Annotated in this window: 11 protein-coding genes; 9 read left to right on the top strand and 2 right to left on the bottom strand. The window is 70.3% G+C overall.

Features of this window, described 5'->3' with window-relative positions:
* The first annotated feature begins 107 nt into the window (after positions 1–107).
* The 7 genes from AB0I18_RS18440 to AB0I18_RS18410 all read left to right on the top strand — a co-directional run bounded on the left by AB0I18_RS18440 (position 108) and on the right by AB0I18_RS18410 (position 8,043).
* A complete protein-coding gene (locus AB0I18_RS18440) occupies positions 108–872 on the top strand; it encodes an IclR family transcriptional regulator (RefSeq protein ID WP_363106548.1) in 765 nt (254 codons plus the stop codon).
* Positions 873–1,211: 339 nt separating this feature from the next.
* Positions 1,212–2,006, top strand: a complete 795-nt coding sequence (locus AB0I18_RS18435; RefSeq protein WP_363106547.1) for an MIP/aquaporin family protein — start codon at positions 1,212–1,214, stop codon at positions 2,004–2,006.
* 125 nt (positions 2,007–2,131) lie between these two features.
* A complete protein-coding gene (gene glpK / locus AB0I18_RS18430) occupies positions 2,132–3,670 on the top strand; it encodes a glycerol kinase GlpK (protein WP_363106546.1) in 1,539 nt (512 codons plus the stop codon).
* A gap of 6 nt (positions 3,671–3,676) precedes the next feature.
* The gene (locus tag AB0I18_RS18425; protein ID WP_363106545.1) at positions 3,677–5,302 is read left to right on the top strand and encodes a glycerol-3-phosphate dehydrogenase/oxidase; all 1,626 of its coding nucleotides are present in this window, start codon (positions 3,677–3,679) and stop codon (positions 5,300–5,302) included.
* Positions 5,303–5,367: 65 nt separating this feature from the next.
* Positions 5,368–6,120, top strand: coding sequence for a nucleoside phosphorylase (locus tag AB0I18_RS18420; RefSeq protein WP_363106544.1), 753 nt, complete (start codon positions 5,368–5,370; stop codon positions 6,118–6,120).
* 84 nt (positions 6,121–6,204) lie between these two features.
* Positions 6,205–6,876, top strand: coding sequence for a FadR/GntR family transcriptional regulator (locus tag AB0I18_RS18415; protein ID WP_363106543.1), 672 nt, complete (start codon positions 6,205–6,207; stop codon positions 6,874–6,876).
* A gap of 150 nt (positions 6,877–7,026) precedes the next feature.
* Complete coding sequence (locus AB0I18_RS18410; protein ID WP_363106542.1) at positions 7,027–8,043, top strand: PAC2 family protein; 1,017 nt, start codon at positions 7,027–7,029, stop codon at positions 8,041–8,043.
* A gap of 78 nt (positions 8,044–8,121) precedes the next feature.
* Here the strand turns inward: AB0I18_RS18410 and AB0I18_RS18405 are convergent, their stop codons facing one another.
* Positions 8,122–9,075 carry a superoxide dismutase gene (locus tag AB0I18_RS18405; RefSeq protein WP_363106541.1) on the bottom strand — a complete coding sequence of 318 codons (954 nt, stop codon included), beginning with the start codon at positions 9,073–9,075 and terminating at the stop codon, positions 8,122–8,124.
* A gap of 373 nt (positions 9,076–9,448) precedes the next feature.
* On the opposite strand from AB0I18_RS18405, the gene AB0I18_RS18400 reads away from it, so the two are divergent.
* Positions 9,449–11,197, top strand: a complete 1,749-nt coding sequence (locus AB0I18_RS18400; RefSeq protein WP_363106540.1) for a S8 family peptidase — start codon at positions 9,449–9,451, stop codon at positions 11,195–11,197.
* A gap of 44 nt (positions 11,198–11,241) precedes the next feature.
* A complete protein-coding gene (locus AB0I18_RS18395; protein WP_363106539.1) occupies positions 11,242–11,904 on the top strand; it encodes a hypothetical protein in 663 nt (220 codons plus the stop codon).
* A gap of 130 nt (positions 11,905–12,034) precedes the next feature.
* Here AB0I18_RS18395 and mshC read toward each other — a convergent pair whose 3' ends face one another.
* Positions 12,035–13,264: a cysteine--1-D-myo-inosityl 2-amino-2-deoxy-alpha-D-glucopyranoside ligase gene (mshC, locus tag AB0I18_RS18390; protein WP_363106538.1), complete on the bottom strand. Its 1,230-nt coding sequence runs from the start codon at positions 13,262–13,264 to the stop codon at positions 12,035–12,037.
* Between the last annotated feature and the right edge of the window lie 111 nt (positions 13,265–13,375).

The raw sequence follows: 13,375 nt of genomic DNA, 5'->3' as shown, positions 1-13,375 counted from the left end.
GACCACCCATTAGCGGGACCTCGCCAACGAACGGTACTGTTCGACAATGCCGAACGGCGGCAGTGAGTCGCCCGCCGACGGTCGAAGGGGACGGAGGCAGCACGGCGATGGCACGGAACATCCAGTCGCTCGAACGGGCGGCCGCGATGCTGCGCCTGCTCGCGGGCGGCGAGCGGCAGCTCGGCCTGTCCGACATCGCCTCCTCCCTTGGCCTGGCCAAGGGTACGGCCCACGGCATTCTGCGCACCCTCCAGCAGGAGGGTTTCGTCGAGCAGGAGCCGGTCTCCGGTCGGTACCAGCTGGGCGCCGAGCTGCTGCGCCTCGGGACCACGTATCTCGATGTGCACGAGCTGCGGGCGCGCGCCCTGGTGTGGACGGACGACCTGGCCCGCTCCAGCGGCGAGAGCGTCTACCTGGGCGTGCTGCACCAGCAGGGCGTGCTGATCGTGCACCACGTCTTCCGGCCGGACGACAGCCGTCAGGTGCTGGAGGTCGGGGCCATGCAGCCGCTGCACTCCACAGCGCTGGGCAAGGTCCTGTCGGCGTACGACCCGGTGGCGCACAGCGAGGTCCTGGAGGCCGAGCGCAAGCCGTTCACGGGCCGGACGATAAGCGAGCTGGACGAGTTCGAAGGCGTGCTCGACATGACCCGCGCGCGCGGGTACGCCGACGACGTCGAGGAGACCTGGACGGGTGTCGCGTCGGTCGCCGCCCCCATCCACAACCGGCGGCGCATGCCGGTCGGCGCGGTGGGCATCACCGGGGCCGTGGAGCGGGTCTGCAAGGACGGGGAGCTGCGTCCCGACCTGATCGCGGCGGTACGCGACTGCGCCCGCGCGGTGTCGCGGGACCTGGGCGCCGGGCGGTTCTGAGCGCACGCGTCGGATGGCCGGTTCGCGATCCGCGTACCGGCCGTCCGCATACCCGGCCCCGCCACGGGAAGTACCCGCTCACACGCGCTGCGCACCCGCCCCAAGATCCACAGCCCATGGCCGTCAGTAACGATCGTGTTTTGGACAACAGAACCCTTGACGAGCTGGTAACACCGGAGCAAGACTCCCGTCCATCGGTCGACATTGTCGAACACCTACCGGCAATACGCGTTAGAGTGTGACAACGCCAGGCCGAGACAGCTCTCATCGTTGAGAGCGCGGACCACCGGAGGGACCCGGGGTTCGGCTTCCCCTGGACGAAGGACAAAGGAGTCGCGGGTGTCCAGCTCCGACATCTTCATCGGCGAGACCATCGGTACCGCCGTGCTCATCCTGCTCGGCGGTGGCGTGTGTGCCGCCGTCACGCTGAAGGCCTCCAAGGCGCGTAACGCCGGGTGGCTCGCCATCAGCTTCGGCTGGGGCTTCGCGGTACTGACCGCGGTCTACATCTCGGCGCCTCTTTCCGGTGCCCACCTCAACCCGGCCGTGACGCTCGCGCTCGCGATCAAGGACGACGCCTGGGGCGACGTCCCCACCTACTGGGCGGGACAGCTGCTCGGCGCCATGATCGGTGCCGCTCTGGTCTGGCTCGCGTACTACGGGCAGTTCCTGGCGCACCTCACCGACCGCGAGATCGTCGGCGGTCCGGGCGCGCAGGACACCAAGTCCAAGTCCGTCGAGGCGCAGGAGTCCGGGGCCGGCCCCGTGCTCGGCATCTTCTCCACCGGCCCCGAGATCCGGAACGTGGTGCAGAACCTCGCCACCGAGATCATCGGCACCGTGGTGCTCGTGCTCGCGATCCTCACGCAGGGTCTCAACAACAACGGTGACGGCCTCGGCCCCGTCGGCGCCCTGATCACCGCCCTCGTGGTCGTCAGCATCGGTCTCTCCCTCGGTGGTCCGACCGGCTACGCGATCAACCCGGCCCGTGACCTCGGTCCGCGCATCGTGCACGCCCTGCTCCCCCTGCCCAACAAGGGCGGTTCCGACTGGAGCTACGCCTGGATCCCGGTCGCCGGTCCGCTCATCGGCGGCGCGATCGCCGCAGGCATATACGAGCTCGCCTTCGCGTAGAGCACCGCTCGGAGCAGCCGGCCGCTGAGCCGCACGCTTGCGAGCGGCCCGCTTCGAGGCCATCCGCCTCACAGCACCGCGCCGTAGCCAGAGCCCCTTTCATACGGAACTTTCAGGAGCAGACCGTGACCGACGCACACACCGCCGGCCCCTTCATCGCCGCGATCGACCAGGGCACCACGTCCAGCCGCTGCATCGTCTTCGACCGGGACGGCCGCATCGTCTCCGTCGACCAGAAGGAGCACGAGCAGATCTTCCCGAAGCCGGGCTGGGTCGAGCACAACGCCACCGAGATCTGGACCAACGTCGAGGAGGTCGTCGCGAGCGCCATCGCGAAGGCCGGCATCACCCGCGACGACATCAAGGCCATCGGCATCACCAACCAGCGCGAGACCACGCTGCTCTGGGACAAGAACACCGGCGAGCCCGTCCACAACGCCCTCGTCTGGCAGGACACCCGCACCGACGCCCTGTGCAAGGAGCTCGGCCGCAACGTCGGGCAGGATCGTTTCCGCCGCGAGACCGGCCTGCCGCTGGCCTCCTACTTCGCCGGGCCCAAGGCCCGCTGGCTCCTTGACAACGTCGAGGGCCTGCGCGAGCGCGCCGAGGCCGGCGACATCCTCTTCGGCACCATGGACTCCTGGGTCATCTGGAACCTGACGGGCGGTGTCAACGGCGGCCGGCACGTCACCGACGTCACCAACGCCTCCCGCACGATGCTGATGAACCTGCACACCATGCAGTGGGACGAGAAGATCGCCGAGTCCATCGGTGTCCCGCTGGCGATGCTGCCGGAGATCCGCTCCTCCGCCGAGGTGTACGGCGAGATCACCGGCGGCAAGCTCGGCGACCTGCTCGGCGGCATCCCCGTCGCCTCCGCGCTCGGCGACCAGCAGGCGGCCCTGTTCGGCCAGACCTGTTTCTCCGAGGGCGAGGCCAAGTCCACCTACGGCACCGGCACGTTCATGCTGATGAACACCGGTGACAAGGTCATCAACTCGTACAGCGGGCTACTGACCACCGTCGGCTACCAGATCGGCGACCAGAAGCCGGTCTACGCGCTCGAGGGTTCCATCGCCGTCACCGGCTCGCTCGTCCAGTGGATGCGCGACCAGATGGGCCTGATCAAGTCCGCCGCGGAGATCGAGACCCTGGCCCTGTCGGTGGAGGACAACGGCGGCGCGTACTTCGTCCCGGCGTTCTCCGGCCTGTTCGCCCCGTACTGGCGCCCGGACGCCCGCGGTGTGATCACCGGTCTGACCCGGTACGTCACCAAGGCGCACATCGCACGCGCCGTCCTGGAGGCCACCGCCTGGCAGACCCGTGAGATCAGCGACGCCATGACCAAGGACTCCGGCGTCGAGCTCGCGGCCCTCAAGGTCGACGGCGGCATGACCTCCAACAACCTGCTGATGCAGACCCTGGCCGACGTCCTGGACGCCCCCGTGGTGCGCCCGATGGTCGCCGAGACCACCTGCCTCGGCGCCGCCTACGCCGCCGGTCTCGCCGTCGGCTTCTGGACCAACACGGAGGACCTGCGCGCCAACTGGCGCCGGGCCGCCGAATGGACCCCGAACATGGACGCGGAGATCCGCGACCGTGAGTACAAGAGCTGGCTCAAGGCCGTCGAGCGGACCATGGGCTGGATCGAAGACGAGGAGTAAGACGCAATGACCACCCTGCAGAGTGTCCCGGCTCTTGGGACGCACCCGGCCAACGGCTCCGCCGCCTTCAACCTCAGGGCAGTGAGCCGCGCCGAAACCCGGGAGCAGCTGTCCAAGGCGACATACGACCTCCTGGTGATCGGTGGCGGGATTCTGGGCATCTCCACGGCCTGGCATGCCGCACAGTCGGGTCTGCGGGTGGCCCTGGTCGACGCCGGCGACTTCGCCGGCGCGACCTCCTCCGCCTCCTCCAAGCTGCTCCACGGCGGTCTGCGCTACCTGCAGACCGGCGCGGTGAAGCTGGTGGCGGAGAACCACTTCGAGCGCCGTGCGGTCTCCCGTCAGGTGGCCCCCCACCTGGCGAATCCGCTCACGTTCTACCTCCCCGTGTACAAGGGCGGGCCGCACGGCGCGGCGAAGCTGGGCGCGGGTGTCTTCGCGTACTCGGCCCTGTCGGCCTTCGGTGACGGCGTCGGGCATCTGCTCTCGCCTTCGAAGGCCGCGCAGGACGTTCCCGAGCTGCGTACGGAGAACCTGAAGGCCGTGGCCGTGTACGGCGACGACCAGATGAACGACTCCCGGATGGCGCTGATGACGGTCCGCGCGGCCGTCGAGTCGGGCGCCGCCGTACTGAACCACGCCGAGGTCACCGGTCTGCGCTTCACCAACGGCCGGGTGACCGGCGCGGACCTCAAGGACCGTACGGACGGCGAGGAGTTCGGCGTGAACGCGCGCCTCGTCCTCAACGCCACCGGTCCCTGGGTCGACCACCTGCGCAAGCTGGAGAACCCCGACGCGGCCCCGTCGATCCGCCTGTCGAAGGGCGCGCACCTGGTCCTCAAGCGCACCTCCCCCTGGAAGGCCGCGCTGGCGACCCCGATCGACAAGTACCGGATCACCTTCGCCCTCCCCTGGGAGGACATGCTGCTGCTCGGCACGACCGACGAGGCGTACGAGGGTGACCCGGCGGACGTCGCTGTCAACGAGAAGGACATAGCGCAGATCCTGGACGAGGCCGCGTTCTCGATCCGCGACCAGCAGCTGTCGCGTGACCTGATCACGTACTCCTTCGCGGGGCTGCGGGTGCTGCCCGGCGGACCTGGCGACACGTCAAAAGCCAAGCGGGAGACGGTCGTTACCGAGGGCCGGGGCGGCATGCTGTCCGTCGCGGGCGGCAAGTGGACCACTTTCCGGCACATCGGCCGTACGGTCATGAAGAAGCTGGAGGCGCTGCCGGGCCATCCGCTCGGCGAGGACTTCGAGCCCGTCTCCGCGCTGCCGAAGAAGCTGCCGCTGCCGGGTGTCGCCAACCCGCGCGCCGTCGCCCACCGCCTGCTGGTCGACGGTTCCGCGTCCGGCCCGAGTATGGGGGCCGACACCGCCCGGCACCTGGCCACGCACTACGGTTCGCTGGCCTTCGACATCGCTCGACTGGCCAACGACAACCCGGAGTTGGCCGAGCGCGTCCACCCGGACGCCCCGGAGATCTGGGCGCAGGTCGTCTACGCCCGGGACAACGAGTGGGCCGAGACGGCGGACGACGTCCTGCGCCGCCGTACGACCCTGACGATCCGCGGGCTCGCGACGGACGAGGTGCGGGGCAAGGTGCAGGACCTGCTCGACAAGAAGTAGGCGTCCGAGGTGAGTTGAGGGGCGGCCGCCATGGGGCGGCCGCCCTTTTGCGTACGATCTTCGGCGTGACACAGGACCTGTTGCCCCTCACCCGAATACCCCGCACGGGGCTCCCGCCGTACGCGCTGGTCGTCGGGGACCCGCTGCGTGCGGCACTCGTGGCCGCACGGCTGGACGGCGCCCAGGAGGTGTCGTACCACCGCGAATACCGTGTGTTCAGCGGGAGTTGGAAGGGCCTGCCGGTCACCGTGGCCTCGCACGGCGTCGGGGCGCCCGGCGCGATCCTGCTGTTCCAGGAGCTGGCGGACGCGGGGGTCCGCACGTTCCTGCGGTTCGGCACGGCGGGCGCGATGCGGCCCGGGATCGGCGACGGCGATCTCGTCATCGCGGAGGCGGCCGTACGGGACGACGGCGTGACCCAACAGCTGTTGCCGCCGGAGTACCCGGCGGTGGCGTCCCCCGAGGCGGTGTTCGCGCTCCAGCGCGCGGCCCGCGAGGCGGGCGCCCCGCACCACCGGGGGATCGTGTGGACGCGGGCCGCCTTCCAGCCCGGGCTCATCCCCCTCGACGCCTATGCCGGGGCCGGGCTCGCCGCCATCGAGATGGAACTCGCCGCACTGCTGGTGACGGCCTCGCTGCGCGGGCTCGTCGCGGGCGGGGTGCTCGTGGTCGACGGGGTGAACGCGGACGAACTCCGCGACCCGGACGTGCCGTTGTCGACCGGTGGGTACGACCCGCACCGGGAGGTCGTGGCGGCGGGTGTCGAGCGCGGCGCGCTGGTGTCCCTCGAAGCCCTGCGTCTGCTGGCGCTTGCCTGAGCTGAGCGTTTGTCTCCACGTTCAGCCTGCTGAACCCCCATAATGACCGAGACATCGGATGTCTGAGCACACAGGGAGGCGCCCATGGCAGTCACCGATGAGGCGATCGAAAAGATCAAGGGAATGATCGTCTCCGGCGCACTGCGCCCCGGCGACCGGCTTCCCAAGGAGAGCGAGCTGGCCGCCGACCTGGGCCTGTCCCGCAACTCCCTGCGGGAGGCCGTGCGGGCCCTGTCGCTCATCCGCATCCTGGACGTCCGGCAGGGCGACGGCACGTACGTCACGAGCCTGGACCCGCAGCTCCTCCTGGAGGCGCTGAGTTTCGTCGTCGACTTCCACCGCGACGACACCGTCCTGGAGTTCCTCGCGGTGCGCCGCATCCTGGAGCCGGCCGCGACGGCGATGGCCGCCCTGCGCATCAGCGAGCAGCAACTCGACGCGCTGACCGCCCAGTTGGACGCCCTCGGCGCGGCTCCCTCAGTGGAGGAACTCGTCGCCTGCGACCTGGAGTTCCACCGCGGCATCGTGCAGAGCTCCGGCAACTCGGTGCTCTGCTCCCTCCTCGACGGCCTCTCCGGGCCCACCACCCGGGCCCGCATCTGGCGCGGTCTGACCCAGGAGGACGCGGTCAGCCGCACCCTGCACGAGCACCGCGCGATCCTCAGCGCGCTGCGCGACCGGGACGCGGAGGCGGCCCGCTCGTGGGCGACGGTGCACATCGCGAGCGTGGAGCAGTGGCTGCGGTCGACACTGTGAACTGCCGTTCCGTGTCGGCTCCGGGGTGTTCCGGCGCGGCGAACGGGGCAGTCATCCGGTCACTCCCCCACCCGAGGGGGCTGCGGGCGCCCCCCCGCGGGGGCCGTAAGGTTGGGGCGTACGTGAGGGCACATCGGAAGGAGGCACTGGGTGATCGAGCTCGAGGGGGTTCCCGAGCTGGTCGACCCGGTCATGGTGGCCGCGTTCGAGGGCTGGAACGACGCCGGCGACGCCGCCTCCACCGCGGTCGCGCATCTGGACAAGGAGTGGAAGGGCGAGGTGTTCGCGGCGCTCGACGCCGAGGACTACTACGACTTCCAGGTCAACCGCCCCACCGTGTGGCTGGACGGCGGCGTACGCAAGATCACCTGGCCGACGACCCGCCTGTCGGTGGTCCGCGTCGGCGGGGAGAAGCCGCGGGACCTGGTGCTGGTCCGGGGCATCGAGCCGTCCATGCGGTGGCGCTCGTTCTGCAACGAGCTGCTGGGCTTCGCCCATGAGCTGGGCGTGGAGCTGGTGGTGATCCTGGGTGCCCTGCTGGGCGACACCCCGCACACCCGTCCGGTCCCGGTCAGCGGAGTCACCTCGGACGCGGACCTGGCCCGCACGATGGACCTGGAGGAGACCAAGTACGAGGGCCCCACGGGCATCGTCGGCATCCTCCAGGAGGCGTGCACGCACGCGGGCGTACCCGCGGTGTCACTGTGGGCGGCCGTACCGCACTACGTCTCCCAGCCGCCGAATCCGAAGGCGACGCTGGCCCTCCTGAACCGCCTGGAGGACCTCATCGACCTGCGGATCCCGCTGGGCGAGCTGCCCGAGGACGCGCGGGCCTGGCAGCTGGGCGTGGACCAGCTGGCGGCCGAGGACAGCGAGGTCGCCGAGTACGTGCAGTCGCTGGAGGAGGCCCGGGACACCGCCGAGCTGCCCGAGGCGTCCGGCGAGGCGATCGCCCGCGAGTTCGAGCGCTATCTGCGCAGACGGGACGGCGGCGGTCCGCCGACTCCGCCCGGCGGCCACGCCACGGAGAGCGGCGACCCGGCCACATACCTCCGGGACAACCCGGGCGGCCGCACCCGGCCGCCGAAGCCGTCGCTGCCGGATCCCGCCGACGCCGACACTGAAGCCGACGCCGATCCGACTCGGGACGACCCGTCGGAGGACTGAACCACGGCGTAGGACCGGCTACGTCGGAGGGCTGAGCCACCAGGGGCGGTGCGCACGCGGCGCACCGCCCCTCGCGGGTCACACCTGGCGTACCGCCACCGCGTCGTACTCCGTGTCGGGCGTCGGCTCGACATCGAAGCGCGCGTTCGGCAGATACAGCCGGTCGCCCCACGCCGCGGCCGTCGTCGGGATGCGGAAGCGCGGGTCGGTGATCCGGGCGATCGCGGTGCCCTTGGTGCCGGCCGCGTTCAGCCGGAACACGTCGATCGCGTTCTGCTGCTGCTGGACTACGTAGAGGATCCTGCCGAGGAGCAACATCCCGTCACCGTTGGGGAGTCGGGCCGCGCCGAGGTCGACGGTGGTGGCGACGCCGGTGCCCGGGTCGACGCGCAGCAGAGAGCCGCCGTCGGCAAATCCGTTCACCACCAGGAGCGCGCTGCCGTCGGGTGTGCGCTCGATGCCGTTGGCGGTGAAGTCCGGGCCCTGCTCCCACTCGCCGGTCAACGGCACGGTCCTGACGGCTCCGGGCTTCCCGTGCCGGTCGAGTGCGAGCCGGTAGAGCTGCGGCGCGAACGAGTCGGTGAACCAGGCGGCGCCCGGAGTGAGGATCACGTCGTTCACGAACGTGCCGCCGACGGCGTACTGCTTCTCGATCTTCCCCGTACGGGCGTCGACCGTACGCAGATCGCCGCCGCCCCCGCCGCTGACGAAGAGCCGGCCGTGCCGGTCGATCTTCAGGCCCACGCAGGGGTGTCCGGCGCCGGGGCCTTTGCTGATGACGGAGCCGCGCCCGGTGGCGAGGCTCGCCCGGTAGATGTCGCCGTTGGCCAGCGATCCGAAGTACGCGAACGGGGCCGAGCCGATGGCGATGCCCTCCGGCTGGAAGCCGTTGGGCAACGGGAACTGGGCGGGCCAGTTCTTCTTCGGCACTTCGGCCGCGTGCGCCGTACCACCCAGTAGTGCCGCGCCACCCAGGGTGGCTGCCGTGGTGAGAAGTCTTCGACGTGCGAAGGAACGATCCGCGAGTGCCACTGTGCGTCCTTCCGCGATGGGCCGGCGCGAGGCCGGCCGAACGGTCAACAGGCGCCTGTCATCTCATCACATGACAACCGTCTCCACAGCCTTTGGCCGGATTGTGCCGTGACATCGTTTTCCGGACGGATTGCACAGGGTTCCCAATTCAACTTGTTTTCAAACGCAGTTGACCAACTCGGGGGTGGACGAGTCGGCCCGGGAGTAGCAGGGTGTGCCCCGAGGGGACGACCGGGGGAAGACGAAACAGAGCAGAAACAGATCGGAAACAGTTAGAAACAGATCGGCACAACGCGACAGGCGGACAGCGGAGTTCGACAACTCCGGACCTTCACGGATCCAGATCTGCACGGACCGAAGGGAGCGGCACGCGATGACCGACCAGGTACAGCCGGCGCAAGGCCCGGGAGCGTCCGGGCCAGGGCCCGACGGAGCGGGATTCACCTACCGAGGAGCCGAGCAGGAGCTGATCGTCGTCGCACGGCCCGAGGCCCGGCTGCGCGCCGGGACCGAGGGGGTCCGTTCGGCGGCCGGCGCCGACGTGTCGGCACTCAACATGTTCCTCAGCGACGAACAGCTCGCCCTGGAACCCCTCTTCGGCAGTGAGGAGCGGCTGCAGTCCGCGGTGCAGTCCCAGGCCCCGGGCGCCGAGACGCTCCCGGACCTCGAACTCTTCTACCGGGTCCGCGGGACCGACACCCGGGCCCAGGAGCTGCGTTCGCGGATCGCCGCGCTGCCGGAGATCGACACCGCGTATGTGAAGCCGGGGGCCGTGCCGGCCTCGGTGGGGTCCGTCGGCCGGCGCACCGAGGACGACAAGAAGCGCAAGGAAGGTGCCCCCGTCACACCCGACTTCACCAGCCGCCAGGGCTACTTGCGGCCCGCGCCGGAGGGGGTCGACGCCCACTGGGCCTGGCAGCGGCCCGGCGGGTCCGGCCACGGCGTCACCGTGATCGACGTGGAGGGGGCCTGGCAGCTGGGGCACGAGGACCTGGCCGCGAAACTCGCGGGTGTCGTGGTCGGCACCCCGATCCAGGACCTGGCCTGGCGCAACCACGGCACCGCCGTCATCGGCGTGATCGGCGGCGACCGCAACGAGTACGGGATCACCGGCATCGTGCCGGACACCGTGACCGCGGCCGCGTCGTTCCAGGGCATCGGCACGGCGGCCGCGATCCACGCGGCGGCCGACCGGCTGAACGCTGGCGACATCATCCTGATCGAACTGCACCGTCCAGGACCGCGGTTCGACTACGAGCAGCGCGACGACCAGAAGGGGTACATCGCGATCGAGTGGTGGCCGGACGACTTCGCGGCCATCCGGTACGCGACCGCCAAGGGCGTCCTCGTGGTGGAGGCGGCGGGCAACGGCGCCGAGTCGCTCGACGACGCGGTGTACGAGCGCCGTCCGGACGAGTTCCCGGAGTGGTGGCGCAACCCCTTCAACCCGTCCAACCGGCCCTCCGGCGCGATCCTGGTCGGCGCGGGCGCTCCGCCGCCCGGCACCCACGGCCGCGACCACGGCCCGGACCGCTCCCGTCTCGCGTTCTCCAACTACGGGGCGCGCCTGGACGCGCAGGGCTGGGGCCGGGAGGTCACCACGACCGGCGGCTTCTGGGACAAGCCCGGTGATCTGCAGGGCGGCGCCGAGGAGATCGCCTGGTTCACGGACACGTTCTCCGGGACCTCCTCCGCCTCCCCGGTGGTGGTCGGCGCCCTGGCCGCGCTGCAGGGCATGCTCAAGGCGGCCGCCCAGGAGCCGATGTACCCGGAGCGGGCGCGCAAGGTGCTGCGGGCCACCGGTTCCCCGCAGCAGGACGCGCCGGGCAGGCCCGCGTCGCAGCGGATCGGCAACCGGCCCGACATCAAAGCGGCGATCGCCCATCTGCTGCCGGAGGCGGTCGGCTCGGGCCAGGCCGAACGGTACTGGGACGAGCTGCTGCCGTATCCGCGTGAACTTCCGCCGAGGCTCCGGCTGTTCGTGGCCGGCGACTGGCGGAGTCTGAACCACCCGTCGCCCGAGATCCGCCAGGCCGTGCACGCCGCCTTCGCGGGCGGACGGCCCGACGTTCGCGTCTGGTTCTCGGACGACGAGATCGTCGGCCTGGTCGTCACAGGCTGACGCGACCCATCACTGCTCAACCATTGAGGGAAGGTGGCACCCGCATGAGCACCACCCCGCAGATGAGCCAACTGGGACAGCAAGGACAGCAGGGCCAGCAAGGCCAGCAGTTCCCGGGCACTTCGCCGTACCAGCAGCAGCCCTTCGGGCAGCAGATGCAGCAGCCGTTCGGACAGCAGGGCCAGGGCCAGCAGCAGCAGCCGTTCGGACAGCAGATGCAGCAGCCCTTCGGCCAGCAACAGCAGCCGTTCGGTCAGCAGGGCATGTCCGGTTCGCTCGAACAGCTTCAGCAGCTCGGCCAGCAACAGCCCTATCAGCAGCTGCTCCAGCAGCTCGGCGGCCAGCAGCAACAGCAGTACGGCCAGCAACAGCAGCAGGACCAGCAGGCGCAGCAGGCCGAGCAGCAGGCTCAGCAGCAGCTGGCGCAGACCTCGACGGCCGCGCTCCAGCAGGTGATCCAGCAGGTCTCGGCGCAGGCGCTCGCCTCCGGTGTGGCGAACGGCTTCATCGACATCGTCCACCCGATCCAGGGGCAGCCGCGTCAGATCTTCCTGCGCATCAACAACCAGTTCCGGGTCCTCAACAACCCGACCCCGCAGGCCCACGACGAGATCCAGGAGGCCTTCGCGTTCGGCCACCAGGTGGTGGGCGTCTGGGACACCCAGTCCCCGAACGTACTGCGGAGCGTCCGGGTCCAGAAGCTCTGACCCGCAAGTGAACGGCCGCGAGTGAACGGCCGCAGGTGAACGCGAGGGGCGCTTCCTCCACCCGGAGGAAGCGCCCCGTGCTGTGTGTTCCGGGTGTTCCGTTCTGTGCGGTCCCGCTAGCCCACACGGCTCACAGGGCCACGCCCAACAGGGCGTCCACGGCACGCGACACGACGCCGGGCGCGCCCTCGTCCGTACCGCCCTCGGTGTGCTGCCGCGCGGCCCAGCGGTCGACCGCGACGAGCGCGGCCGGGGCGTCCAGGTCGTTCGCGAGTGCCTCTCGGACCTCGTCGACGAGCGCGTCGGCGGACGGGCCGTCGGGCCGCGACACGGCGGCCCGCCAGCGCTCCAGCCGGGCGAGCGCGTCCTGGAGCACCTGGTCGGTCCACTCCCAGTCGGCCCGGTAGTGGTGCGAGAGCAGAGCGAGCCGGATGGCCGCCGGGTCGACTCCGTCGTGCCGCAGCTTCGACACGAAGACCAGGTTGCCCTTGGACTTGGACATCTTCTCGCCGTCGAGGGCGACCATGCCGGCGTGCACGTACGCCTTGGCCATGGGGAACTCGCCGGTCAGCGCCTGCGCGTGGGAGGCACCCATCTCATGGTGCGGGAAGGCGAGGTCCGAGCCGCCGCCCTGCACGTCGAAACCCATACCCAGGTGGTCGAGCGCGATCGCGACGCACTCGATGTGCCAGCCGGGCCGGCCGCGCCCGAGCGAGGCACCGTCCCAGCTCGGCTCGCCCTCGCGGGCGGCCATCCACAGCATCGGGTCGAGCGGGTTCTTCTTGCCCGGCCGCTCCGGGTCGCCGCCGCGCTCGGCGGACAGCAGCCGCATCGCGGCGGCGTCCAGATGGGACACCTGACCGAAGTGCGGGTCCGCCTCCACGGAGAAGTAGACGTCGCCCTCGAGTTCGTACGCGGCCCCGGCGTCCCGCAGCCGCTCGACCAGCGGGACGATCCCGGGTATCGCCTCGACGGCGCCGATGTACTGCTGCGGGGGCAGCATCCGCAGGGCGGTCATGTCCTCGCGGAAGAGGGCGGTCTCCTTCTCGGCGAGGGCGACCCAGTCGATGTTGTCCCGGGCGGCCCGCTCCAGGAGCGGGTCGTCGACGTCCGTCACGTTCTGGACGTAATGAACCTGCCGCTTGGTGTCGAGCCACACGCGCTGCACGAGGTCGAACGCGTTGTAGGTCGCCGCGTGACCGATGTGGGTCGCGTCGTACGGAGTGATACCGCAGACGTAGATACGGGCGACGGGACCGGGGTCGAGGGAGACAAGACCCCTGGTCGCGGTGGAGTGGATCCGGAGGTCGCGGCCCTCACCGGGCAGGGCGGGGACCTCAGAAGCGGGCCAGGCATACATGTCTTGAGCCTAACCGGACGGACCTTCCGTATACGAACCGGACCAGGCCCGATGACCGGGAAGGCGCTCTTGCGTACAGGACCAGAATGTGCGTGGCCGACTTCGGGAGAG

Origin of the sequence: Streptomyces sp. NPDC050704 (assembly GCF_040654355.1) — a bacterium.
GTDB lineage: Bacteria > Actinomycetota > Actinomycetes > Streptomycetales > Streptomycetaceae > Streptomyces.
This window is presented reverse-complemented; position numbering and strand designations above follow the sequence as displayed.